At 61.6% G+C, this 21,532-nt stretch carries 25 protein-coding genes and 3 pseudogenes; 15 read left to right on the top strand and 13 right to left on the bottom strand.

What is annotated here, in order from left to right; all coding sequences use genetic code 11:
* Nucleotides 1-32: 32 nt before the first annotated feature.
* The 4 genes from ACLHZ1_RS18415 to ACLHZ1_RS18400 are packed head-to-tail and all read right to left on the bottom strand — an operon-like array spanning nucleotide 33 to nucleotide 2,398.
* On the bottom strand, nucleotides 33-887 hold the full coding sequence (locus ACLHZ1_RS18415) for a CsgG/HfaB family protein (protein ID WP_427263241.1): 855 nt from the start codon (nucleotides 885-887) through the stop codon (nucleotides 33-35).
* A 7-nt stretch (nucleotides 888-894) separates the two neighbouring features.
* Entirely contained in the window at nucleotides 895-1,293 is a 399-nt protein-coding gene (locus ACLHZ1_RS18410; RefSeq protein ID WP_427263240.1) for a curli assembly protein CsgF, read from the bottom strand.
* Between the two features lie 11 nt (nucleotides 1,294-1,304).
* Nucleotides 1,305-1,754: a CsgE family curli-type amyloid fiber assembly protein gene (locus tag ACLHZ1_RS18405; protein WP_427263239.1), complete on the bottom strand. Its 450-nt coding sequence runs from the start codon at nucleotides 1,752-1,754 to the stop codon at nucleotides 1,305-1,307.
* The gene (locus tag ACLHZ1_RS18400; RefSeq protein ID WP_427263238.1) at nucleotides 1,754-2,398 is read right to left on the bottom strand and encodes a LuxR C-terminal-related transcriptional regulator; all 645 of its coding nucleotides are present in this window, start codon (nucleotides 2,396-2,398) and stop codon (nucleotides 1,754-1,756) included. The genes ACLHZ1_RS18405 and ACLHZ1_RS18400 overlap by 1 nt, the downstream gene beginning before the upstream one ends.
* A gap of 539 nt (nucleotides 2,399-2,937) precedes the next feature.
* On the opposite strand from ACLHZ1_RS18400, the gene ACLHZ1_RS18395 reads away from it, so the two are divergent.
* Both ACLHZ1_RS18395 and ACLHZ1_RS18390 read left to right on the top strand, forming a co-directional pair.
* Nucleotides 2,938-3,510, top strand: coding sequence for a single-stranded DNA-binding protein (locus tag ACLHZ1_RS18395; RefSeq protein ID WP_041997390.1), 573 nt, complete (start codon nucleotides 2,938-2,940; stop codon nucleotides 3,508-3,510).
* A 167-nt stretch (nucleotides 3,511-3,677) separates the two neighbouring features.
* Complete coding sequence (locus ACLHZ1_RS18390) at nucleotides 3,678-4,415, top strand: substrate-binding periplasmic protein (RefSeq protein ID WP_427263237.1); 738 nt, start codon at nucleotides 3,678-3,680, stop codon at nucleotides 4,413-4,415.
* Nucleotides 4,416-4,485: 70 nt separating this feature from the next.
* Here the strand turns inward: ACLHZ1_RS18390 and ACLHZ1_RS18385 are convergent, their stop codons facing one another.
* Nucleotides 4,486-4,608, bottom strand: a complete 123-nt coding sequence (locus ACLHZ1_RS18385; RefSeq protein ID WP_408796153.1) for a hypothetical protein — start codon at nucleotides 4,606-4,608, stop codon at nucleotides 4,486-4,488.
* Between the two features lie 400 nt (nucleotides 4,609-5,008).
* Here ACLHZ1_RS18385 and yjbD point away from each other — a divergent pair, with 400 nt between their 5' ends.
* A complete protein-coding gene (yjbD, locus tag ACLHZ1_RS18380) occupies nucleotides 5,009-5,293 on the top strand; it encodes a DUF3811 domain-containing protein (RefSeq protein WP_408796155.1) in 285 nt (94 codons plus the stop codon).
* Between the two features lie 481 nt (nucleotides 5,294-5,774).
* Nucleotides 5,775-5,987, top strand: a complete 213-nt coding sequence (gene cspE / locus ACLHZ1_RS18375) for a transcription antiterminator/RNA stability regulator CspE (RefSeq protein WP_005316548.1) — start codon at nucleotides 5,775-5,777, stop codon at nucleotides 5,985-5,987.
* 564 nt (nucleotides 5,988-6,551) lie between these two features.
* On the opposite strand, the gene ACLHZ1_RS18370 is transcribed toward cspE, so the two are convergent.
* On the bottom strand, nucleotides 6,552-7,928 hold the full coding sequence (locus tag ACLHZ1_RS18370; RefSeq protein WP_427263236.1) for an ATP-binding protein: 1,377 nt from the start codon (nucleotides 7,926-7,928) through the stop codon (nucleotides 6,552-6,554).
* 4 nt (nucleotides 7,929-7,932) lie between these two features.
* Nucleotides 7,933-8,655: a response regulator gene (locus tag ACLHZ1_RS18365; protein ID WP_427263235.1), complete on the bottom strand. Its 723-nt coding sequence runs from the start codon at nucleotides 8,653-8,655 to the stop codon at nucleotides 7,933-7,935.
* A 216-nt stretch (nucleotides 8,656-8,871) separates the two neighbouring features.
* Here ACLHZ1_RS18365 and ACLHZ1_RS18360 point away from each other — a divergent pair, with 216 nt between their 5' ends.
* Complete coding sequence (locus ACLHZ1_RS18360; RefSeq protein ID WP_427263234.1) at nucleotides 8,872-9,225, top strand: hypothetical protein; 354 nt, start codon at nucleotides 8,872-8,874, stop codon at nucleotides 9,223-9,225.
* Between the two features lie 106 nt (nucleotides 9,226-9,331).
* Here ACLHZ1_RS18360 and ACLHZ1_RS18355 read toward each other — a convergent pair whose 3' ends face one another.
* The 3 genes and pseudogenes from ACLHZ1_RS18355 to ACLHZ1_RS18345 all read right to left on the bottom strand — a co-directional run.
* On the bottom strand, nucleotides 9,332-9,727 hold the full coding sequence (locus ACLHZ1_RS18355; protein WP_427263233.1) for a hypothetical protein: 396 nt from the start codon (nucleotides 9,725-9,727) through the stop codon (nucleotides 9,332-9,334).
* 174 nt (nucleotides 9,728-9,901) lie between these two features.
* Nucleotides 9,902-10,143 (bottom strand): annotated as a pseudogene (locus tag ACLHZ1_RS18350) (diguanylate cyclase domain-containing protein); the annotation flags it as partial.
* A 12-nt stretch (nucleotides 10,144-10,155) separates the two neighbouring features.
* Nucleotides 10,156-10,419 (bottom strand): annotated as a pseudogene (locus ACLHZ1_RS18345) (N-acetyltransferase family protein); the annotation flags it as partial.
* 369 nt (nucleotides 10,420-10,788) lie between these two features.
* Between ACLHZ1_RS18345 and ACLHZ1_RS18340 the strand changes: the two are divergent.
* The 4 genes from ACLHZ1_RS18340 to ACLHZ1_RS18325 all read left to right on the top strand — a co-directional run bounded on the left by ACLHZ1_RS18340 (nucleotide 10,789) and on the right by ACLHZ1_RS18325 (nucleotide 15,334).
* Nucleotides 10,789-12,828 carry a TonB-dependent receptor gene (locus ACLHZ1_RS18340; protein WP_427263232.1) on the top strand — a complete coding sequence of 680 codons (2,040 nt, stop codon included), beginning with the start codon at nucleotides 10,789-10,791 and terminating at the stop codon, nucleotides 12,826-12,828.
* A gap of 19 nt (nucleotides 12,829-12,847) precedes the next feature.
* The gene (locus tag ACLHZ1_RS18335; RefSeq protein WP_427263252.1) at nucleotides 12,848-13,510 is read left to right on the top strand and encodes a PepSY-associated TM helix domain-containing protein; all 663 of its coding nucleotides are present in this window, start codon (nucleotides 12,848-12,850) and stop codon (nucleotides 13,508-13,510) included.
* 174 nt (nucleotides 13,511-13,684) lie between these two features.
* Nucleotides 13,685-14,722: an acyltransferase family protein gene (locus ACLHZ1_RS18330; protein ID WP_427263231.1), complete on the top strand. Its 1,038-nt coding sequence runs from the start codon at nucleotides 13,685-13,687 to the stop codon at nucleotides 14,720-14,722.
* A 177-nt stretch (nucleotides 14,723-14,899) separates the two neighbouring features.
* The gene (locus tag ACLHZ1_RS18325) at nucleotides 14,900-15,334 is read left to right on the top strand and encodes an N-acetyltransferase (protein WP_427263230.1); all 435 of its coding nucleotides are present in this window, start codon (nucleotides 14,900-14,902) and stop codon (nucleotides 15,332-15,334) included.
* A 17-nt stretch (nucleotides 15,335-15,351) separates the two neighbouring features.
* On the opposite strand, the gene ACLHZ1_RS18320 is transcribed toward ACLHZ1_RS18325, so the two are convergent.
* Complete coding sequence (locus ACLHZ1_RS18320) at nucleotides 15,352-15,678, bottom strand: winged helix-turn-helix transcriptional regulator (protein WP_427263229.1); 327 nt, start codon at nucleotides 15,676-15,678, stop codon at nucleotides 15,352-15,354.
* Between the two features lie 121 nt (nucleotides 15,679-15,799).
* Between ACLHZ1_RS18320 and ACLHZ1_RS18315 the strand changes: the two genes are divergently transcribed.
* Nucleotides 15,800-16,105 carry a monooxygenase gene (locus tag ACLHZ1_RS18315; RefSeq protein ID WP_427263228.1) on the top strand — a complete coding sequence of 102 codons (306 nt, stop codon included), beginning with the start codon at nucleotides 15,800-15,802 and terminating at the stop codon, nucleotides 16,103-16,105.
* Here ACLHZ1_RS18315 and ACLHZ1_RS18310 read toward each other — a convergent pair.
* Nucleotides 16,086-16,634 (bottom strand): GNAT family N-acetyltransferase, encoded by a 549-nt coding sequence (locus tag ACLHZ1_RS18310; RefSeq protein ID WP_427263227.1) that lies wholly within the window; start codon nucleotides 16,632-16,634, stop codon nucleotides 16,086-16,088. The two genes, ACLHZ1_RS18315 and ACLHZ1_RS18310, sit on opposite strands and share 20 nt — an antisense overlap.
* Nucleotides 16,635-16,921: 287 nt before the next feature.
* On the opposite strand from ACLHZ1_RS18310, the gene ACLHZ1_RS18305 reads away from it, so the two are divergent.
* Nucleotides 16,922-17,767: a PhzF family phenazine biosynthesis protein gene (locus ACLHZ1_RS18305; protein ID WP_427263226.1), complete on the top strand. Its 846-nt coding sequence runs from the start codon at nucleotides 16,922-16,924 to the stop codon at nucleotides 17,765-17,767.
* Nucleotides 17,768-17,983: 216 nt separating this feature from the next.
* Here ACLHZ1_RS18305 and ACLHZ1_RS18300 read toward each other — a convergent pair whose 3' ends face one another.
* Nucleotides 17,984-18,562 (bottom strand): penicillin-binding protein activator LpoB, encoded by a 579-nt coding sequence (locus tag ACLHZ1_RS18300; protein WP_427263225.1) that lies wholly within the window; start codon nucleotides 18,560-18,562, stop codon nucleotides 17,984-17,986.
* A gap of 221 nt (nucleotides 18,563-18,783) precedes the next feature.
* Between ACLHZ1_RS18300 and ACLHZ1_RS18295 the strand changes: the two genes are divergently transcribed.
* The 4 genes and pseudogenes from ACLHZ1_RS18295 to ACLHZ1_RS18280 all read left to right on the top strand — a co-directional run bounded on the left by ACLHZ1_RS18295 (nucleotide 18,784) and on the right by ACLHZ1_RS18280 (nucleotide 21,365).
* The gene (locus ACLHZ1_RS18295) at nucleotides 18,784-19,419 is read left to right on the top strand and encodes a Vat family streptogramin A O-acetyltransferase (protein ID WP_427263224.1); all 636 of its coding nucleotides are present in this window, start codon (nucleotides 18,784-18,786) and stop codon (nucleotides 19,417-19,419) included.
* 28 nt (nucleotides 19,420-19,447) lie between these two features.
* Nucleotides 19,448-19,864, top strand: coding sequence for a GNAT family N-acetyltransferase (locus ACLHZ1_RS18290; RefSeq protein WP_427263223.1), 417 nt, complete (start codon nucleotides 19,448-19,450; stop codon nucleotides 19,862-19,864).
* Nucleotides 19,864-20,406: pseudogene (locus ACLHZ1_RS18285) on the top strand (GNAT family N-acetyltransferase). The gene ACLHZ1_RS18290 and the pseudogene ACLHZ1_RS18285 overlap by 1 nt, the downstream one beginning before the upstream one ends.
* A 272-nt stretch (nucleotides 20,407-20,678) precedes the next feature.
* On the top strand, nucleotides 20,679-21,365 hold the full coding sequence (locus tag ACLHZ1_RS18280) for a hypothetical protein (RefSeq protein ID WP_427263222.1): 687 nt from the start codon (nucleotides 20,679-20,681) through the stop codon (nucleotides 21,363-21,365).
* The last annotated feature ends 167 nt before the right edge of the window (nucleotides 21,366-21,532 follow it).

Genomic DNA, 21,532 nt, shown 5'->3' with positions numbered 1-21,532 from the left:
CCTGAGACAGGCCTTGAGTGGCTGACCCCGCCTCAGAGGATGGGGGCGCTGTCTTGCAGATACCCCTGCAGTATGGGGTTGTCCAGATCCCTGGCATCGGCCAGCTGCCAGAGGTTGTCCCGCACCCCGTTGGCGATGAGGCGGATCACCGCAGATTCGATGGCGGACATGACGCACATCTGCACCGGCTCGTTGGTGCTGAACCCGGCTTCGGCCTCCAGCAGCCGCTTGTACTCGACGAAGCGGAACACCCCGGCCTGCACCTGCTGGGAGAGGATGGTCTTGGCGGTGGTGACGCTGTTGAGGATGCGGCCGGAGCGGATATCGACCGCCCTCAGGTTGACGGTAACCTGATCGACCCTGTATTCCCCGCTCGCCCCGATCCCGAAATACTTGGCCCCCACCCCGCCGGTGCGCACATTGCTGTCATAGGCGACTATGCCCCCCTCGATCAGGATGTTGGCCGCCACCAGGGAGGGGAGCTGCTGCTGATTGTTGCCGGGCACATTGGGCTTGTTCTGGGTCGCCCGCACTATCTTTCGCTCGGTCAGGAGGTTCTGCAGCCCCTCCCGCTCCAGGGGGACGAACCATTGGGAGTCCCACAGCGCCGTGCTGAGCATGGCGACCCCGCCCTGGGTCACCGCGGTGGAGAAGTTGGAGGCAGGCGCCGGCAGATACTGGCCCGTCTGGTCACGAAAGTCGTAGACGGCGGCCACTATCTTGCCCTTGGGCTTGGGCAGGCTGATCAGCTCTTTATAGGAGATGGATCTCGGCATCAGGGTCGCCTTCTCATCGGGCTCGGGGGAGCCGATGTGGGTGGCACAGCCGCCGAGGCCAAACAGGAGGGCCACCAGGGGCAGGGCGGCGAACAGGGGTATCCGTTTCATAGCATCCTCAGTCGGCGATCAGGCCATTCACTTCGATCAGGGTGGTTTCATTCGTCGCTCTGTCCGTGATGGAGATGGCCAGGGTGCCATCCTCGTCCACCACATTGATCGCGAACTCGTCGGTGACCAGGCTGCCGCCCTGGCTGCCATCCTGGCCTATGTCCGCCAGCAGCTGGCTCACCAGCCGCGACTGCAGGCTGGAGGTGAGCCTGTCCAGGGCCGAGGTGCCGCTGCTGCCACCGGCGGAGGGATCCTTGTAATCGTTCTGGGCATTGGCCGTGCCCAGCAGGTGGCTGCTGTTGAGGGGATTACCGCCAAAGCTGGGGTTGATGGGGCGATAGATCAGCTCGGAGGCGGAGGCGGTCAGGGTGACCGTCAGGGCCAGGAGCAGGAGGCGAGAGCACATATGCCATGTCCTTATAGTTCATCGTGTTCCAGATCGAAGGTGTCCATGAACATCATGGCCACCTTCTGTTGCCGTAAAATCTTGCTCACCTGGCCCCAGGCCTGCTGCGCCGCCAGTTCTCCCTGGCTGCGCACCGGCGAGAGCGCCGTCTTGAACAGCACCTTGCGGTTATGGGTTACCCAGACAAGGCTCCCCCAACGCGCCGTCGGCCGCTCATGAATGGTGAGGTTCTCCCGGCCGTCCGGGTCTTCATCCTCCCGCAGCCGGCTGAAGTGGTGATAGAACCCCTGGCCGAAGCGGGTGAAGGTGCGATCGATCACCAGGCCCCCTATCTCTATCCTGTCGTTCTCCTGCTCGGGTTGCAGGGACTCCAGGGGCGCGTTGACATCCTCGTCAGCGGCCAGCAGGGGCGCGGCGGCCAGCCAGAGGCAGAGGCAGAGGCAGAGCAGCCAGCGTTGCATCAGTGGGAACTCGTGAAATCGAGGTAATCCTTGGCCCAGCTCACCGCCTGCAGCCGGTTCTTGACGTTCAGCTTCTTGAAGACGTTATAAAGGTGGGACTTGATGGTGTGCTCGCTGACGAACAGGCTGTCGGCAATCTCGGTGTTGGAGGCCCCCGTCATCAGGTAGCGGATGATCTCCCGCTCGCGCACCGTGAGCAGGGTCTGGTGGCGCTGGGCGGGCTCGTTGCCCTGCCGGTAGTAGTTGACCAGCTCGCACATCAGATGACGGGGGATCCAGAACTCCCCCTCCATCACCTTGCGGATCCCGGCCACCAGGCGATCCAGGGGATCCTGGCGAAAGAAGAGGCCGCTGGTATTGGGCCACATCAGCAGCAGATCCCTGTCCGTGCTGTTGGGGGCATTGAGCAGCACCGTGCTGGCGGAGTCGAAGGCGGCGATGGCCCTGTGCCAGCCGAACTGCTGGCTCGACTTGAGGTAATCCAGATCGATCAGAAACAGGCTGCACTCCCCCATGGTCAACAGCTGATCCGGCTGGCTGATCAGCGTGATGGGTTGACCCACTTGCGCCATCAGGTAGCTGGTAAAGGTCGTCGCCTGCACATTGCCTTCGGTCACGAGGACCAAGGGGGTCACTGTCGTCATGGTGCTCTTCCTTGAACTGTGCGCCGGTTGGCTCGTTTTCGTTTTTCGGGTGCCAGGAATGGTCGCAAGAGAGTAACAACCCCCTATTTTTGCACAGCATTAAAAAAGTATGAGACGCCGACCAAGTGGGATTAAAACGCATTTTTTTCCAGACAATACAGCGGACTAGGATGCGCCCCCTATTTGGGGGGCAAATGAGGCATGTTGGATCAACGACGGGTCATGATGGTGCTGTCAGACGCCCCCTCGCCGCAGGGATCGTGGCCTGGACCACTTGTCCGGCGACCGGCAAATAGGCTAGCGTAACCTGCAACGGCCCGGGGCGAGCCAAAGCGGCCCGCTCGCGCTAAAGATGTGCTATCCCGGGCATCAACTGTTACTATTGCCGGCTAATCGGATGTCGATGACCGGGCTCGGTCCCGGTTGGCGACAGGCGAGTGGCAGACGCCGATTGAGACGGCGCCTGCCCTGTGCGGCGGCAATATTGTGTGACATTCAGACCAGACAGCTGGTCGGTATATAAAGGTGGAAGAGAGATTATGGCCAGTCGAGGCATCAACAAAGTCATTCTGATCGGTAACCTGGGACAAGACCCGGAAGTGCGCTACATGCCGAGCGGCGGTGCCGTGACCAACATCACCCTGGCCACCTCCGAAACCTGGCGCGACAAGCAGACCGGTGAGCAGAAAGAGCGCACCGAATGGCACCGCGTGGTGTTCATGGGCAAGCTGGCCGAAGTGGCGGGCGAATACCTGAAGAAGGGCTCCCAGGTCTATGTCGAAGGCAAGCTGCAGACCCGCAAGTGGCAAGATCAGAGCGGCCAGGAGCGTTACACCACAGAGGTACTGGTAGACAGCTTCAGTGGCGTGATGCAGATGCTGGGTGGTCGCCCCCAGGGTGGCGCCGGTCAAGGCATGGGCGGCCAGCCGTCCCAGGGCAACTGGGGTCAGCCGCAGCAGGCCGCTCCCGCGCAGAACATGCAGCAGCGCCCCGCCGCGCCTCAGCAGAACATGCAGCAGGGAGGCTACAGCCGCCCGCAGCAGCAGCCCCAGTCCGCGCCGCCGGTCTACAACGAGCCGCCGATGGACTTCGACGACGACATTCCGTTCTAAAAAATACCTGCGACCAGGCCCTGACCATTCAGGGCCTTTTTCCATGTCCATGACTGTCGCAGCCGAGCTGCACTCTTCCCCTCTGTTGACCTATCCGCTGACCGCGCTCCCTGCCGTTGTGGGGAATTCGCTATGATGCAGACGGGTGACAACATGACAGGCACACCATGATCGCACGCGCAATCCTGATCATTGCCCTCTTGCTGAGCGGGCATCTGAGCGCCCAACCACTGAAGGTCGGCGTCAGCTTCGCCATCCCCCCCTATGTGATACAGGAACAGGGCCGGGGCATAGAGCTGGATCTGCTGCGCGCCGCCTTCGAAGGCAGCGAATATCGTCTCGACTTCCAGTATCTGCCCCTGGAACGTACCTTCCGCATGCTGGCCGACGGCAAGCTGGATGCCATCATCAACGTCAAGCCCGGCATGCTGGACACCGCCTTTCTCTCCCGCCCCGTCATCCGTTTTCGCAACCAGGTCTTCACCCTGCCCCCGTTCACGCTCATGAACCTGGACGCCCTGGCGACCATGAGGGTGACCGCCTTCCAGCGAGCCACTCGGGTGCTGGGACCGGACTTTGCCGCCATGGCCGCCCGCAATCCCCGCTACGAGGAGGTGGCCAAACAGCAGACACAGGTGCGTCAGCTGCTGCTCGGCCGGGTCGATGCGGTGATCATGGAAGAGCGCGTCTTCCACTACTTTCTGGATCGGCTGCAGCCGCAACCCGCCGGTACCCCACATGCCGCCCGGGCGCAGATCCTGACCCACTCCCTGTTCGCTCCCACCCTCTACCACTTCGCCTTTCGCAGTGCGGCGGTGCGGGATCATTTCGATCGGGCACTGCTGGCCATGCGCGCCGATGGCCGCTACCAGCAGATCTTTGCCGACTATGATGCCAACCCCTGACACGGGGAGAGCCAGCCATAGAAAAGCCAGCGCAAGGGCTGGCTTTTGGTACTGGCTCGGCTGAGCTGAGTTACTTCATGGCGCTGCCGTTCTTGAGATCGGCTTTCTGGCGCTTGGCCTCGCGCTTTTCCTTCAGTGACATCTGCGGCTTCTTCTTGCCATCTTTGCCGTTGTGATGTTCTTTGTTACTCATCATCAAACTCCAAAAATGTGACCGACACACGGGGCCAGGCCCCTGTTGCCATCCGAATCGTTAACTACGAGTACTGACTTGCCCCCAGCAAACAGGGGCGACCCCAGCATACTCCTGAACTTGAGCCAGGATCCACCCCCATCGGGGGCCCAGATTGAGCAAGCAATTGGCCATGAACCGGGGCAAGCCACTCATATCTATCGTTATTTTATTTATTGCCTGGCCAGGGGGATAAATTTAAGCGCCCATCTGTTCGAGTCACTATTTTTTACCGCAACAACCCCTTGAGAGAAAATAATGACTCAGATGACAAGGGTAAAATCCAATGGCAAGAGGGGAATAAGAAATAATCAACGAAATGTGATAAGGTGCTTCATTACTAACTTGCCAGGAGAGCCCCGTGAAAAAGCTGGAAATGAAAGATCTCACCGATAAAGAAAAGGCCGAAATAACCCAACTGCTGCAAAAGGCACAGGCCAATGCGGATCATCCCTTGACCAATGGCGAGCGCAACAAGATCCGGGAAGAGGGTCGCCTCAAGATAGTGGCCGATCGCGCCGAAGCCGCCAAGGAGGCCTCCCGCATCGCCCGCGAGAAGGCCAAGGAGCGGGCGCGCAATCAGGTTCTGCCAGAGACCTTCAGCTGGATTGATTCCGTCAGTGGCAAGTTCCGCGGCCGCCGCTGAGCCTGCCAGCAGTTGCTTCCGGGGTCGGGCGATCTTGGTGATCCCGCCCCCCGGCCTGCACCATCACCTGCTTTTTTTCAGTTTTTTTCACCCTCATGTTGCGCCCTCTCGCCATGGCTCATGATGGGTGTGATGATCCCCGCCAGGGCAGGCTGGCCAAGGATCTCGCTCTCGATCCGCCCACATCCTGCGGATGATTCCCGCCCTTTTTCAGCAAGATTTCACCGCCAGAATGGCTGCAGAAAAAAAGGATTGGCGAGATAAAGATTGCTATCGAAGAGGGGGCGTGTTTTAATCTTTCTCGATGGTTCGGTAGTTCAGACCACATTATGTTAGGTAGTCTCTAGTAAAGCAGTGATTAGATAAGAGTTATCCTCGATTTCCCTTATCAAATAATTCTCCTTGTTTAGTGCGCCATACGTATTCTGACGAAAAATCATAAATTGCCATATGGCACTTAAACACTCAAAAGGAAATTATTATGTCTAACAAAATGACTGGTACCGTTAAATTCTTCAACGCTGAAAAAGGTTTTGGCTTCATCTCCCCGGCTGACGGCAGCAAAGACGTGTTCGTACACTTCTCCGCCATCCAGTCCACCAGCTTCAAAACCCTGGACGAAGGTCAGCGCGTTGAGTTCACCATCGAGCAAGGCCAGAAAGGCCCGGCTGCTGCCAACGTAGTTGGTCTGTAATTCAAGCCGAGAGGCCGGTAACCAGGCATATGCCTGCTGACTGACCACTTGCAAGAATTTAAAAAAACCCGCCTCGGCGGGTTTTTTGTCGTCTGGATATCCGCCATCCTCTTCGCTCGGCGAGCACCGAACAGGTGATACCCAGCAACACTGCCCTGTTCAACCTGACTCGAGGCGAGCGCAAACACAAGACAGGGCCTCCAAGCTGGATGAACCCATTGCGGCCAAACCAGCGCCCCCTGAGCAGCGGCAAGTCTCCCCAGCGTACGATCAAGACCACTTCTGGCCCAGGGTGCAGCAAAGAGAAAACCGCAAGCCGGATAGGCAGATGAAGATGCTCTGCTCCCCGCCGAGCTCCATGCCCAGACCCGGGGGCTCACTCGCTGGGCATCACCGCCGGCATCGACAAGCTGCCGGACGAGACGGTGGGCTACGCCAGCCATGGCACCGTGCTGGATGGGCGCCGCGACAACCTGGGGCTGAGCGACCCGTTCTGATCTGCCCTTGCCAGAAAATGAAGCAGGCCCGCCGAGTGCGGGCCTGCTTCATTTGCGGGGGCAACCCTCAGCGCGGCAGGCTGATCCTGGCCTCCAGCCCCCCCTCGGGGCGATTGTGCAGGGTCAGCTCGCCGCCATGTTGATGCACCAGGGTGCGGGCGATGGAGAGCCCCAGCCCCACGCTGCCCGAGGCGGTATTGCGCGCCTCGTCCAGACGCACGAAGGGCTTGAACACCTCCTCGAGCCGCTCACTGGCGATGCCGGGCCCCTGATCCATCACCCGGATCAGCAGCTCGTGGGGGCCAGGGTCGAGGCGCACCTCCACCTGGCCCGCGTACTTGAGGGCGTTGCCAATCAGGTTCTGCAGCACCCGGCGCAGGGCGTTGGCACGGCAGGCATAGACCAGCTTGCCCTGTGCCACGAAGTGCACCGGCTGGCCGGTGTCGGCATAATCGTCGCACAGGCTCTCCAGCAGGCTGACCAGATCCAGCTCCCGGGTCTGCTCCTCCGTGCCCTCGTCCCGGGCGAAGCTCAAGGTGGCCGCCAGCATCTGCTCTATCTGCTGCAGGGTCTGCTGGATGCGCTCCTTGTCCTCGCCGTCGGCCAGAAACTCGCTGCGCAGCCGCAGGCTGGTGATGGGGGTGCGCAGGTCGTGGGAGATGGCGGCCAGCATCTGGGTCCTGTCCTGGACGAAGCGTTCGAGCCGGGTATGCATGCGGTTGAACGCCTGGATGGAGTCGCGGATCTCGGTGGGCCCCTCCTCCCTGAGCAGGGCCGTCTCCTCGCCGCGCCCCAGCTTGTCGGCGTTGTGGGCCAGCTGCTTGAGGGGGCGGGTGGCGCGGCGAAACAGCCAGATCATCAGGCCGATCACCAGGCTGGCCACCAGCAGCAGGTTGAAGGTGGTGCGCAGGGACCAAGCCCCCGCCTCCTTGTCCACCAGGGAGCTGAACTGCAACCACTGGCCGCCGGGCAGCTCGATGGAGCCATAGAGTCGCATATCCTGGGGCGGCGGCCCCTTGCGATCGTCCATCATCCGCACATGATGGCGCCAGGCCCGGCTGCGGGGGGCATCCTTGCTGAGTTCGGCGCTGATCTCCACCATCAGCCCGGGGGGATAGCCCAGCTTGCTGCGCACCAGCGCCTCGAAGCGGGGGCTGCGCTTGTCCGGCTGCAACGGCTCGTGGGCCAGGCGCAGAAACAGGGTCTCGCTGCGGCTCGCCTTCAAGATCTCCCGGTGCAGCTCGGGGGGGGAGAGGGTCAGCAGGCGCACCACGGAGACGATGCGCTGCATGGCGTTGCGGCTGTTGACGAAGCCGAGCGCCTCCTCCCGGTCCGAGCGGTAGATCTGGATGCTGAGCAGCTGGATCAGGATGAGCCCCGCCAGGGCCACCAGCACTATCTGCCCGGTGAGCCCCTTGGGCCAGAGTCGCTTGAAGAAGTTCATGGGATCACGCCTGGGTCACATCGGCGGCGAACAGGTAACCGCCGCCCCAGATGGTCTTGATGAGTTCGGGGTTCTTGGGGTCGCGCTCCAGCTTGCGCCGCAGCCGGCTCACCAGGGTGTCGATGGCGCGATCGAAGGCCACCGCCTCCCGGCCACGGGCGAGATCCAGCAACTGATCCCGACTCAGCACCCGCTGGGGCCGCTCCAGGAAGACCTTGAGCAAGTCGAACTCGGCGGTGGAGAGGCTGAGCCCCACCCCGTCCTCGTCGACCAGCTCGCGGCGATTGATGTCGAGCAGCCAGCGATCGAAGCGCAGGTCCCGGGACAGGGTCTCGGCGACCGGCTGCTGATCCGCCTGGGTGCGGCGCATCACCGCCTTGATCCGGGCCAGCAGCTCGCGCGGGTTGAACGGCTTGGCGAGATAGTCATCGGCCCCCATCTCCAGCCCTATAATGCGGTCCGTCTCCTCCCCCATGGCAGTGAGCATGATGATGGGCAGATTCGACTTCACCCTCAGCTCGCGGCACAGGGTGAGGCCATCCTCCCCGGGCAGCATGAGATCGAGCACCAGCAGATCGAACTCCCGCTCCTCCAGCAGCTTCTTCATCTCCCGCCCGTCGCGGGCACAGCTGACCCGCATGCCATGCTGCTCCAAAAAGCGCTTGAGCAGATCGCGGATCTCACCGTGGTCATCGACCACCAGGATATGGGTGTGCAATTGATTCATGACGGCAGCTCTCTATCAAGCAAAGGGGAACAGGGGGAACTGGCCCGATTATACGAAAATCCCCCGGGGGGTTTGTGTCAAACTGTGGCAAATGGGCAAGGTGGCACACTCTGCTACAAAAAAGCGCCGGGCTGGCAAAGTTCAGACACGGACTGGGTGTTTACTTGAGGTCAAGGCAAGACGCCGACCCCAGATTCATCCCCCGAGGAGATAAACATGAAAAAACTGACCAAGACATTGCTGACCGCCACCCTGATCCTGGGCCTGCCGCTGGGCGCCTATGCCGCCAGCGAAGCCGTTGCCACCGCGCCGGCCGGGCGTCCCGCCGTCGACTGCCCCATGGGGGGTCCCATGGATGGCATGGGCGGCAAGCATCACAAGCGCCACGATCGCATGGCGCGCATGCAGCAGATGACGCCGGCGGAGATCCAGGCTCACCTGCAGCAGCGTTACGACAAGATAGAGGATCCGGCCAAGCAGGCCGAATTCGTCAAGCGGCTGGGGGAGCGGGCCGAGGGCATGACCAAGCATGCCGAGGCGATGAAGGCCTTCGCCGACGCGCACCAGTAAATCCGCAACACCAGATAGAACAAGGGGCCGACCGGCCCCTTGTTGTTTTTCTGCATCCCGCCCCAAGGGGGTGACCCCAGTCACACCGCCAGGGAAGCCGGCTGGCTTATGCCTTGTCCACCACCCGCAGGTTCTTGACCGTCTCGCCTTCGAAGCGGATCACCACCCGCTTCTTGTCCAGGTCCGGTACCAGCGCCTTGCCGGTCTGGGCCAGGACAGGGGAACTCTCGCTCAGGCTGGTCATGTCGTAGTACCACAGCTCCAGCTGCTCTTCCTTGTCGGTGCTGGCCGGTTCGCAGAACTGCTCCTTGATGCTCGCCCGGGTGGAGACCCCCTCCTTGATCCCCAGCGCCTTTTGCACCGCATCGTTGGTGTAGCTGTCCGCGGCGCCGAGGGCCATCTCCTTGGTGGTGTCGGCGACGGCGTCCGTGACCGCATCGAACAGGCCCGCATGGGCAAACAGCGGCAGTGAGGTCAGGGCAACCAGTAAGACTTTCTTCATGACATGATTCCAATCGATAACAACAAGGGGGGCATGAGAACAGGTCGCAATCCCGTTCGTCAAGGTGGGCACGGACAAAAAGGACAACAATGAAACCCATCAATAGCGACACCCCGGAGAACCAAAACCCAGATCGAGGCCGGAGGCAGGGGCCCTGGCCAGGCCGTGCCGGGCTCAGAGGGGCGGACAGTGGGCCGAGCGGTTGCTCCCCGCCCGCTTGGCGCGATAGAGCCACTCGTCGGCGCGGGCCAGCACGGCGTCACCTCTTCCCCGGGCAGCACCTCGGTGGTCCCCAGGCTGACGGAGATGCGAAGCCCGGTGGGGAGCGCCTCCCCCACCATCTCGGCCACGGCGCGGCGAATGCGCTCGACGACCAGGCGGAGCCCGGCCCCATGCAGGCCAGGCAGCAGGATCAGGGTCAGCTTGCAGCACCCCAGCTCCCGGGCGAGGCGCTCCGCCTCGGCGAGCAGCGCCTTGCCCAGACCCCGGCCGCGATGGGCAGGGTACACGGCGAGATCGTGAATATTGAGCAAGGGGCGGCAGGCAAAGGTGGAGAACCCCTCGAAGCAGGTCGCCACCCCGGCGGGCTGGCCATCGACCCAGGCCAGCAGCACATGGGCTCCCTGACGCTCGGCCAGGGTCGCCGCCAGCCGCGCCTTCACCTCCTCCGCCAGCGGGCTGCCACCCCCCATCTCGTCTCTGGCGTATGCGTCCAGCAGCGAGACCAGGGCCTCGCCATGGTGCCGGTCATGCAGATCTGCCCTGATGATCCCTGTCATGTCCCTGTTCCTTCCGTCTCTGCTGTGCCATGGCGACGCCCTGGGCGCCATGTCCCGATACTAAGCCCCCGTCTCGTCGACGCCAAGACTCGCCCGATACACAAGATCAACTCGATTGACACCACCTGCCGCCCCATATCCCCAGGGATGCCGTTATTTGCGATCTTCTCCTTGCCACGCTAATGAAAATCAATATCATTAGCATCCTCCCGAAATGGGGAGACCTTAATAATTACAAATAAATCAATAAGTTCAGGCCACCTTTCTCGAGTCGATCAACACATGCAACACCTCAATCAGACCCATACCCTGGTGTGGGCCGCCCTCTTGTCCCTGAGCGCCAGCGCCCAGGCCGACGACAGCATCACCGTCTTTGGCAAACGCAGCCAGCACGACGAAGTCGCCACCGCCACCCGCACCAATACCCCGGCCAAGCTGGTGCCCCAGACCATAGACAGCGTATCCGCCAGCGAGCTGACTGCCTTCGGCCAGCCCACCCTGAGCGAGGCCCTGACCGGCATCCCCGGGGTCAACGCCAGCGGTGACACCCGCTTCGACGGCGTCAACATCCGCGGCTTCAGTGCCAGCAACGACTTCTATCTGGACGGTTTTCGCGACGACATGCAGTACACCCGCGATCTCGGCAACATAGAGCGGGTCGAGGTGCTCAAGGGCCCCGCCGCCGTGCTCTACGGCCGTGGCAGCACGGGGGGCATCGTCAACCGGGTCAGCAAGGTCCCCCAGAGGGGGCAGGCCTCCAGCGTGAGCGCCCGGGTCGGCAGCTTCGACAGCCGGCGTTTCGCCGCCGACCTCAACGGCGAGGCGGGGGAGCGGGTGCAACTGCGCCTCAACCTGGCCCAGGAGGACAAGGAGAGCTTTCGCGACGACGTGACCAGCAAGCGCACCCTGCTGGCCCCCTCCGTCAACTGGGAGATCAGCGACAGCCTGAACTGGCTGGTGCAGTACGAGCGCAATGAGCACGATCGCACCCCGGATCGCGGCATTCCCGGCGTCGATGGCCGCCCGGCCGACGTGCCGAAGGAGTATGTCTACAGCGACACCCGCCGCGACTTCATCGACGATCTGGCCCAGTCCACCCGATCCCGCCTCAGCTGGGACATCAACGATCAGTGGCAGCTGCGCCAGCAGCTGGGCTACACCAGCCTCGACAGCCAGTTCGACAACACCTATGTCACCAGCGTCAAGGGGGACAAGGTCAACCGTGCCCGCTGGCAGCAGGATCTCAAGGCCAGCAGCCTCATCAGCAACACGGAAGCCGAAGGCCAGCTGCAGACCGGCCCCGTCGGCCATCGCCTGCTGGTGGGTCTGGAGCAGAGCTGGCAGGAACGCACTCCCAAGCTCTACCAGAACGCCAGCCCGATCCCGGCCGGCAACCTCTATGATCCAGACTCCCTGCCCACCCATGACGGCGCCATGAAGCTCGCCAGCGACGCCAGCCACAAGGTGCGCGGGGTCGGTCTCTACCTGCAGGATCAGCTCAGCCTGGGTGATTGGCACCTGGTGGCGGGCCTGCGCCGGGACGACTTCACCGTCACCAGCCGGCGCAACGACCTCGACAAGGAGCAGACCCTCTCGGTCACCAGCCTGAGCCCGCGCCTGGGCCTGGTGTGGAATCCCATCGAGGCGCACGCCTTCTACACCTCCTACAGCAAGACCTTCACCCCGGTGGGCGGGGAGCTCATCGGCCTCACCCCGGGGGACAAGAACAACAACCTGGATCCCCAGCACACCCGGCTCTACGAGGGTGGAGTGAAGAGCGACTGGCTGGATGGCCGCCTGGCCACCACCCTCTCCCTCTATCGCCTGGAGATGTACAACAAGCGCAGCAAGGATCCCCTGGATCCCACCCGCGTGGTTCTCACCGGCCTGCAGCGCACCGAGGGGGTCGAGCTGAGCGCCCGTGCCCAGCTGACCGACGAGATCTATCTGCGCGGCGGCGTCGCCATCCAGGATGCCGAGCAGGTCAAGGCGGATGAGACGCTGCAAGGCAAGCGGCCGATGAACGTCTCGCGCCAGAGCGGCCAGCTGTTCGCCGGCTACCAGAGCGGCAAGCAGGGCTGGTTCGGCGAGGCCGGGGTGACGGCCGTGGGGGATCGCTTCGCCGACAACGCCAACACCACAGTGCTGCCCGGCTACGCCCGCTTCGATGCCCGCGCCGGCTACCGCTGGCAGCAGTGGGAAGCCCAGCTGAGCGCCGAGAACCTGACCGACCACGACTACTACGTCAGCGCCACCAGCGCGGCCCAGATCATGCCGGGCACGCCCCGTCAGCTGCACCTGACCGCCGCCTACCGCTTCTGATCCCATCCCCATCCTCCCTCTGGCCAGCCTCTGCTGGCCAGTTTTTTATGAAGCGCGCAAGATGACACGCAAGAGACTCCCCCTGCACAACAACAAGTGGGTGCGCCGCATCCACGCCTGGGCCGGCTTCGCCACCCTCACCCTGATGCTGATCTACGGCCTGACCGGCCTCTGGCTGCAACACAGGGCCGTGCTGCCCCTGCCCGGCCCCCACACCGCGAAATCCAGCGAAGAGATAGTGCTGAACGCGCCCCTGGCCAGCCCGGATGAGCTGAAAGCCCTGTTGCAACAACGCTATCCGGACATGATCGACGAGGGCCGCCCCCAGATCACCCCGCCCCAGACCCTGCCCACCCCCTCCGGCCCCATGACCCTGCCAGCCCGCTGGGAGCTGCGCGGCGTCACCCTCCGCCAGAGCCTGGCCGCCAGCTATGTGGAGGGGACCCTGCTGGTTCGCACCGAGTTGCAGCAGGCCAACTTCGCCGCCAGCCTCAACCGGCTGCACCGTGGCATGGGTACAGGCCTGCCCTGGCAACTGGTCGGCGATCTCGCGGCCCTGGTCATGCTGCTGCTGGCCCTCACCAGTTTGCTGATGTGGAACAAGCTGCACGGCCCGGCCGGCCGGGGCATAGCACTGCTGCTGGGAGGCGCCCTGCTCACCCTGGTGGTGGCCCTGCTCTAGGGCTCTTACCGACACCAAAACGGGATCCGGCTCCCACCAGGGGTAACCCTGCCCTCCCCCAGGGTAACAAAGGGTAACCGGTCACGGGCGGGGTCACAGTTGGCGGCTCCCTGACTGGCGGGGGTCAGGTGCGGCTGTTAGGGTGCCACCAGACCCCAGACGCAGCGAGGTATCATGCGCATCTCCAGCATAGAGTGCGGGCGGGTGGTGGCCATCCTGGCCGTGATGACCATTCACCTCTCCCCCTTCAGCAATCCGTTCGATCCCGCGCTGTGGGACGGCACCCCCTACCTCTTGCTCGGGGCCATCATCAACCAGCTGTGCCGCTTCGCGGTGCCCCTCTTCTTCCTGTGCGCCGGCTATTTTCTGCAACCCGCCCTCGCCGCGGGCCACCCCGTGAGGGTGGCGCTGCGCTACTGCCGCCCCCTGCTGGGACTCTGGCTGGTGTGGAGCCTTGTCTACCTGCTGGTCCCCTTCAACCCGGTTGCGGCCATGACGGAAGGCTATCTGCCCGCCATGGCGGGCCAGTGGCAGATGCAGCTGGGGGATCCCCTCAATGTCTGGTGGGTGGGCGGCATGATCCACCTCTGGTTCCTGCCCGCCCTGATGCTGGCCGTCCTGCTGCTGGCCCTGTGCTGGCGGGTCGGGCTGCCCCGACTGGCCCTGGTGGCGGGCGTGCTGCTCTACGGGCTTGCCCTGATCGGCGGCTCCTATGGCCCGCTGCTGGCGGGGGGCGAGTGGGCCCTGCTGACCCGCAACGGCCCCTTCTTTTCCCTGCTGTTCGTGGCGCTCGGCGCCGAGTTGCGCCTGCGCGCCTGGCGGCCGGACGGAAGGCGCTGCGCCCTGCTGATGGTGGCGGGGATGGGTCTCTATGCCCTGGAGGCCGCGGGCCTGCTACGCTTTGCCGCCGTGCCCCTCAACCGTCACAACTTCCTGCTGGGCTCCCTGCCCTGGGCGCTCGGCCTGTTCGGCCTGCTGCTGGCCAACCCAAGCTGGGGCAAGGGCAGCTGGCTGGAGCGCCAGGCCCCCAGGGTGCTTGGCCTCTATTGCCTGCACATGATGCTGGTGGTCTGGCTGATGGTGTTCGGCCCCCAGGGCAAGCTGCTGTGGTGGGAGCTCCTCAAGGTACCCGCGCTGCTGGCGCTCACCCTGCTCGGCTACCGGCTACTGGCGACCACCGCGCTCAGCCGCCGGTTGCTGCGGGCCCGCTGACGACCCAGGGGGGATGCGGACTCCGCGCCTCGCGGCGACACCTGTACCGCAAGGTGTCTTCCCCACTCCCGGAGGCCACCTTTCCGTTATGGGGGCGGCACTTTGGCCGCGCACCGGTTGACGATGAGCCTGGTGCGGTTAGCATGCTCTCTTCTGATGCCACCAGACGAGACACAGATGCAGATCCGCCCTTTCACCCCGGCCGACATGGAGGCCGTCCTCGCCGTCTGGCTGGATGCCTCCCTGCTGGCCCACCACTTCATCGCCCCCGCCTACTGGCACGCCAATCTGGACGCGATGCGGGGGATCTATCTGCCCGCCGCCGACAACCATGTGCTCTGCCAGGATGGCGCCGTGCTCGGGTTTTACTCCCTGCATGGAGAGACCCTGGCCGCCCTCTTCGTGGCGCCTGCGCACCAGGGGCGCGGCCATGGCAAGGCGCTGCTCGCCCATGCCAAGCGGCAGCGGCCAGCGCTTCGTCTGCAGGTGTACCGGCAGAACCGGGCCAGCTGCGACTTCTATCTCGCCCAGGGCTTCACTATCGAGGGTGAGCAGCGGGATCCCCACACCGGCTGCGTCGAATGGGTGATGGGCTGGTCGGCCGAGGGTTAGTGCCGTTTGGCAGAACGTCAGTGCGGCTCCCGCGCCAGCAAGTCGGCGTGGGCCAGGGCGAAGTCGTGCATCCGTTGCAGCAGGGGGAGCAGGGCAACGCCGAGCGGGCTCAGGGCATACTCCACCCGGGGCGGCACCTCGGGGTGCAGGGTGCGGATGATGACACCGTCCGCCTCCAGCGCCTTGAGCTGGGCGGTGAGCACCTTCTGGCTCACCTCGGGCAGGCGGCGGCGCAGGTCGCCAAAGCGCAGAGTCTCCGCGCGCAGATGAAACAAGATAGCCGGCTTCCATTTGCCGGCGAGCAGACGCAGCACCTCGTAGGCTGGACAGGGGGATGGGGACACGGGATGCCTCGCGAGTAGTTACTTTGCGGTAACTATGCCACGAAGATGTGCCTTCTTGCAGCCAAGATGCCGGCTTCCTATGATGCGGACTTAGTCATTCAACGCCCACGAGAGGTTCGCCATGCCCAGCCTGCTGCAGATCCATTTCAATTTCCCCGCCGAACAGATGGGGCCCGCACTGACCGCCGCCGCCATGCCGCTGGCCGAGTCCATCACCCGGGAGCCTGGCTTCATCTCCAAGATCTGGACCGAGAATCCGCGCACCGGCGAGGCGGGAGGCATCTACCTGTTCGAAGATGAAGAGAGCGCCCTCGCCTACGCACGGATGCACGAGCAGCGGGTGCTCGCCATGGGGGCCAGCGCGGTCCAGTACAAGCTGTTCGACGTCAACGAGCCCCTGAGCCGCCTCACTCGCGGCATCCCCTGATCCCGTCATTCAGCCTCAGCTGGTAATAGGTATCCCGCTGCCAGACGAAACCCAGCCGTCGAAACAACCGCTGGCTGGGTTCATTCTCCGGCTCGATATCGGCCAGCAGGATCCTGATGCCCAGCGTCCGGGCTAGCGCCATCAAGGCCAGCAGCGCCTCGCCCATCAGCCCCCGCCCCCAATGACTGCGGGCCAGCATGCCACCCACCTCTGCCTGGCGCAGACCGGCCAGCTCAGCACAGGTCACGAAACCGTGCAGGCCGCAGGTACCGATGAGGCGACCACTCTCCCGCAGGGTCAATCCCCACTCCAGAGACGTCCCCTCGGCCAGCAGACGATCGACGCTCGCCAGCATCAACCCTACGGTGGCGAGGTCGGGAAACGGCGGCTCCCCGACGAAGCGCATCACCTCGGGATCCCCGTAGATGGCGAGCAGATCCGCGCCGTCTTGCGCGCCGAGCGGGCGCAGCAACAGCCGTGGGGTCAGCAGCAGAGGGAGTGCGCGGGGCAGTGGTGACAGCACGTTCAAGGAGCCTGATCCTGTGGGGAGCGTCTCCCCATCATGGGGCTCAATTCCTCGGGGTCAAGCCCATGTTGCCCTGCTACCGGGTGCGCCGTTCCCCTGTCTCGGGAAGGCGGGGGCCATGGCGCCGGGGGAGCGCCGGTACGGGGCAGCATTATTATGCTTTGACTCATCGGTAAGAGCCGCTTTATGGTCGGCGCTGATCGCCATAGGGATGGGATGACGGCCCCCGGCATCCTGTAAAATGCGCGAGCCATAGATCGCCAGGGTTCCAACCGATTAAGGACAATAATTTGAAGTGTGAACTAGTGGATGTTTTCTCAACCGAGAAATTGAATGGCAATGGCCTGACTATTTTTTCAGATTGTGACCATCTGACGTCAGCCGAGATGCTCGCATGGACCCAGGAAATGCGGCAGTTTGAATCCATATTCATCCAGGTGAAGGAGGGGCAATATCATGCGAGGATCTTCACCATCGAAGAGGAGCTGGACTTCGCCGGCCACCCGCTGCTGGGGCTGACCTATCATCTGCATCACGCATATGGTCATCAGACCGAACATGATTGGCTCGTTTACACCAACCAGAAAGCCATCCCCCTGACGAGCATAAAGACCGCGACCAGCTTCACGGCCACCATGGATCAGGGCAAGCCTGAATTCATATATACCCTGTCCAGGCAAGAGGCCGCCACGCTCTACTCCGCCCTCAACCTCACTCCCCCCGATGATGCAACATTCGGCGTCGAGGTGATATCCACCGGATTGCCATATGTGATCCTCCCGGTTACGTCACAGCTGGAGCATATTTCATTCCAGGTGAAGGACCTTGCCCCCCTCATCACCCCCCTGGGTGCGAAATTTCTCTATGTGCTGGACGTTGAGAGCGTCGAGGGTAGAACCTGGGATAACCAGGGGGCAATAGAAGACATTGCGACCGGCAGTGCCGCCGGCCCGGCAGCCGCGTATCTGTTCAAGCATGGATTGATGGCGCATCCGGAGATCACCCTTCACCAGGGACGCTTCCTTGGCCGCCCCAGTGAAATTAACGTCAAGGTAGAGGCCAAGGGGCCCGATATAGAGAACATTCGCGTCAGCGCAAATATCGTCAAGGTCGCCGATATCACTCTCCTCGATTGATCCCGACGTCTGCGCTCCTCCCACCGAACAGCCGGGGCGCCATATCGTCAGTATCGGTGCCAGTCAGGCACCGATACTGAATGAGCGCGTCTCATCCACCCAGCTCAGAAACGATGCCATGGGGTCATGGCTCCCGATGAAGCGAGCAGATGACAAGGCCTGTGCCGTTATCCTGTTTGACCATCGAGGGCGCCAGGTCCCCCTGATCAGGCTGGCTCAGCGGCTGGCGCTGCGGCTCTCGCTCCAGAGCAGCTCGCCGCTCTTGAGATCCATCAGACTCATGGCGAGGCGGTAGCGGCCCCCCTCGGCGAAGAGATCCCCGTAGAGCATGTAACCGGCCCCGGTCTGGCGACCCAGGCGCACCAAAGAGGCGGGGTTCATGCCCCCCTGCTGGTATTCGAGCTGACCCGTGATGGCCGCCACCTGGCCCGGGTCGGCGAAGCGAAAGTCGCTGCCCCCCTGAATGCGCTGGCTCATGGCCACCGCCATGGGCTGGGTGCTGAAGGCTTCCCCTGTGCCGTTCTGAGGCGCCATCAGCAGCAGCACCGGGCTGCTGCCCGCCAGCGCCTGCACCTCGGGGGCCTTCAGAAAGGCATCGGCCAAGGCGAGCGCCAGCCCGGTCGGCGCCACCGCCTTGGGAGGCGGCTTGACCGCCTCGGGCTCGGCCACCGGCTTGTCCGGCTGACTTATCGGCTGGCTCGGCTCGGCAACAGGCGCAGGGGTGCCGCCATAGGGATTGATCGCACAACCGCCCAGCAAGAGGGCACCCACCATCAACAAGAAACGCAGCTTCATCTTTTCTCTCCGCAAGAAGTGCGCAAGGCGCACTTCGCCAACCATCCATTTTGACGGAGCCAGGCTCCGCCGCCCTCCATGCTAGAGACAAACTCGCCCCGGGTCGATGCGCACAGGAGCCGGGGCGACAGAGACTGGCGAAGCGGCGGGCACAAAAGGGTGGCACGGCCCCACCCGATCCCGTTAGGGTAGCCTGAGACCAGACTCCAGAGGAGCCCCCCATGCACGGACCCGATCCCGCCAATCCCCACCCCATGAACGGTTTCCCCCAGGTGTGTTTTATCAAGAACACCATCAAGGGGCCCAATATCGAGGTGGGTGACTACAGCTATTACGACGACCCGGAGGATGCGGCGGGTTTTGAGCGCAACGTCCTCTACCACTTCCCCTTCATCGGCGACAAGCTCATCATCGGCAAGTTCTGCGCCATCGCCCGCGGGGTGAAGTTCATCATGAACGGGGCCAACCACCAGAGCTCGGGTTTCTCCACCTACCCCTTCTTTATCTTCGGCAACGGCTGGGAGAGCGCCGCCCCAGCACCGGGCAGCCTGCCCTACAAGGGAGATAGCGTCATCGGCAACGATGTCTGGATTGGTTATGAGGCCCTGCTTATGCCGGGGGTCAAGATCGGCAACGGCGCCATCATCGCCGCCCGCTCCGTGGTCACCAGCGACGTACCCGACTACGCCGTAGTCGGCGGCAACCCCGCCAAGGTGATCCGCTATCGCTTTGACGACGACACCATAGCCCGTCTCAACGCCCTCGCCTGGTGGGACTGGCCGGTGGAGCGGATCAGCCGGAATTTGAAATTGATCAGCGGCGGGGAGATAGCCGCACTGGAAGCCGCAGCAAGATAGGTACAACCACTATCGAGCAGGAAGCACTATGCAACTAACCGCCCCCCAACCCCCTCGGGACGATGAGATCGAAGCGCTGCGCATTGGTCTCTCGGGCTACAACAAGGATCACGCCGGCACTCATCTGCGCGAGCGGATCGCCAGCTTTATCAAGGATGAAGGGGGCAAGGTACAGGGCGGCATCATCGCCGACATCAAGTGGGGCTGGCTGCACGTCGACTGGCTCTGGATCGACGAACGCCTCCGCCGCGATGGCTGGGGCGGCCGCCTGCTCGGCGCCATGGAGCAGTACGCCCAAAGCAAGGGCATCACCAACTACCATCTGGGGACCACCAGTTTTCAGGCCCTCCCCTTCTACCAAAAGCAAGGCTATTCCGTCTTTGGCGAGCTGCCAGATATGCCGCCGGGGCATGTCAGTTACTTTCTGAAAAAGCAGGATAAGTGATGACCTTCCCGCGCCTTGCCAACGCCAAACTCGTGATCCGCCCGTTCGAAGCGGCCGATGCCGATGAGTTTGTCCGTGCGGCGCACGAATCCATCGAGATGGTTGGCAAATGGATGAGCTGGTGTTCCAGCTCATTTACCCAAGACAAGGCGCTGGCCTAGTTTGCCATCTGCGATCAGGATCGCGAGGCGGGACGTGCCTATGATATGGGCCTCTTCTGCGCCGCCACCGGCCAACTATTGGGTGGCGCCGGTATCAATCAGCTGGCCCCCCATCATCGTTACGGCAACATCGGCTATTGGGTGCGCCAATCCCGCCAAGGCCAAGGCATAGCCCGGCAAGCAGTCGCCCTGCTGCGTGACTTTGGTTTTCAGCGGTTGGGACTATTTCGGCTGGAGATCGTGATGGGAATTGGCAACAGAGCCAGCGAAGCCGTTGCCATCGCCGCCGGGGCTACCTTTGAATGCCGGGCAAGAAACCGCATCTTCCTTCATGGCCAGCCTCTTGATGCGCATATCTATTCGGTTGTACCAACAGCTTGAATATTATTTTAGGATCCCCCCCTTTTCTTTATCTGAGGTGAATGAGTGAGAATCAAGATCCCCTTCTCAACACTCCCTGAGCGAGACAATCACAATCTTATAATCTCAATAGTAGAATTACTAAAATACATTATAAAAACAACTATATTAATGATATTTGCCATCAATTAACTATAAACCAACACTATCTAATCTTGTTGTTAAAAAAACTCAACGAGGCTATAATAAGCTTCTTTTATAAACAATCCTTTATAATATATAGGATGTAAACTGTGAAACATATTGAATTGCAAGGTTCTCTATTTTGGAAATTTTCTGGTCAACCCCAAATAATGTTTGAGGAAATGACCATATCAATCAGGAGTGAACTTGCCAGATTTGGAATAACATTCCTTTCACCAGCTACATATATACCTGTACCAGATGGCGTTCAGCCTGAAATTCCGCGCGCTCAATTAATCTCTACAGACAATCGATTTACAATAAATATATCCTATATATCCATATCTATTAACTACAATATAATTGATATGGAGCATTCTATTGTTACAGATAGATTCTATAGTTCCTTGCTATCTATTTATAATGCTTTAATAAAAAAAGGATTTCTTTTTAACCGTATTGGCATTGTATCAAAAAGCTATAGTTCAGGTTATGAACCAGCAGAGTGGATTCATAGCAACACCATAAAGGAAAGTATAAAAAAGGACAATCTTATTGAGGCCGGAATAAATCTGGTTTATCGAAAGTCCGCAGGGAAATTCCCTTATAACGAAGTTGTAAATATATCCAATGGATATAGGCATGATACATCAGAAAAAGTTATCCTGATTACGAGAGATATAAATACAGTTCAAGATCAACTAAATACCATTGAACACGATGTTTTTGATGAGTTTGTTAATTTAGCCAAGCGCTCTTTCGAGTGTGATGCATTAACATCAATAACAAGAAGCTAATTATGAGCGACCAAGAAAAGCTTCCTAAGTTTAAAGATACCGCTAATTCAACTTCGAAGTGCGACACTCGCCTATGCCGCCTGACGGTACTCTTCGAATACCTTGACAGGCTGCCTGAATCCGAGACATTTCCGAGGTCGTAGGTTGAGCCACTGCTCCGCTCTCCT

This window comes from Aeromonas sobria, from assembly GCF_050266975.1.
Lineage (GTDB): Bacteria > Pseudomonadota > Gammaproteobacteria > Enterobacterales > Aeromonadaceae > Aeromonas > Aeromonas sobria_B.
This window is presented reverse-complemented; position numbering and strand designations above follow the sequence as displayed.

What these genes read in the sequence shown, in the direction of transcription:
- ACLHZ1_RS18325 (WP_427263230.1), top strand. Translation starts at nt 14,900, where the DNA reads ATGCAGATCCGCCCTTTCACCCCGGCCGACATGGAGGCCGTCCTCGCC.
- ACLHZ1_RS18290 (WP_427263223.1), top strand. Translation starts at nt 19,448, where the DNA reads ATGCAACTAACCGCCCCCCAACCCCCTCGGGACGATGAGATCGAAGCG.
- ACLHZ1_RS18415 (WP_427263241.1), bottom strand. Translation starts at nt 887, where the DNA reads ATGAAACGGATACCCCTGTTCGCCGCCCTGCCCCTGGTGGCCCTCCTG.
- ACLHZ1_RS18400 (WP_427263238.1), bottom strand. Translation starts at nt 2,398, where the DNA reads ATGACGACAGTGACCCCCTTGGTCCTCGTGACCGAAGGCAATGTGCAG.
- ACLHZ1_RS18370 (WP_427263236.1), bottom strand. Translation starts at nt 7,928, where the DNA reads ATGAACTTCTTCAAGCGACTCTGGCCCAAGGGGCTCACCGGGCAGATA.
- ACLHZ1_RS18300 (WP_427263225.1), bottom strand. Translation starts at nt 18,562, where the DNA reads ATGAAGCTGCGTTTCTTGTTGATGGTGGGTGCCCTCTTGCTGGGCGGT.
- ACLHZ1_RS18410 (WP_427263240.1), bottom strand. Translation starts at nt 1,293, where the DNA reads ATGTGCTCTCGCCTCCTGCTCCTGGCCCTGACGGTCACCCTGACCGCC.
- ACLHZ1_RS18330 (WP_427263231.1), top strand. Translation starts at nt 13,685, where the DNA reads ATGCGCATCTCCAGCATAGAGTGCGGGCGGGTGGTGGCCATCCTGGCC.
- ACLHZ1_RS18355 (WP_427263233.1), bottom strand. Translation starts at nt 9,727, where the DNA reads ATGAAGAAAGTCTTACTGGTTGCCCTGACCTCACTGCCGCTGTTTGCC.
- ACLHZ1_RS18360 (WP_427263234.1), top strand. Translation starts at nt 8,872, where the DNA reads ATGAAAAAACTGACCAAGACATTGCTGACCGCCACCCTGATCCTGGGC.
- ACLHZ1_RS18390 (WP_427263237.1), top strand. Translation starts at nt 3,678, where the DNA reads ATGATCGCACGCGCAATCCTGATCATTGCCCTCTTGCTGAGCGGGCAT.
- ACLHZ1_RS18340 (WP_427263232.1), top strand. Translation starts at nt 10,789, where the DNA reads ATGCAACACCTCAATCAGACCCATACCCTGGTGTGGGCCGCCCTCTTG.
- ACLHZ1_RS18315 (WP_427263228.1), top strand. Translation starts at nt 15,800, where the DNA reads ATGCCCAGCCTGCTGCAGATCCATTTCAATTTCCCCGCCGAACAGATG.
- ACLHZ1_RS18405 (WP_427263239.1), bottom strand. Translation starts at nt 1,754, where the DNA reads ATGCAACGCTGGCTGCTCTGCCTCTGCCTCTGCCTCTGGCTGGCCGCC.
- ACLHZ1_RS18295 (WP_427263224.1), top strand. Translation starts at nt 18,784, where the DNA reads ATGCACGGACCCGATCCCGCCAATCCCCACCCCATGAACGGTTTCCCC.
- cspE (WP_005316548.1), top strand. Translation starts at nt 5,775, where the DNA reads ATGTCTAACAAAATGACTGGTACCGTTAAATTCTTCAACGCTGAAAAA.
- ACLHZ1_RS18365 (WP_427263235.1), bottom strand. Translation starts at nt 8,655, where the DNA reads ATGAATCAATTGCACACCCATATCCTGGTGGTCGATGACCACGGTGAG.
- ACLHZ1_RS18395 (WP_041997390.1), top strand. Translation starts at nt 2,938, where the DNA reads ATGGCCAGTCGAGGCATCAACAAAGTCATTCTGATCGGTAACCTGGGA.
- ACLHZ1_RS18385 (WP_408796153.1), bottom strand. Translation starts at nt 4,608, where the DNA reads ATGAGTAACAAAGAACATCACAACGGCAAAGATGGCAAGAAGAAGCCG.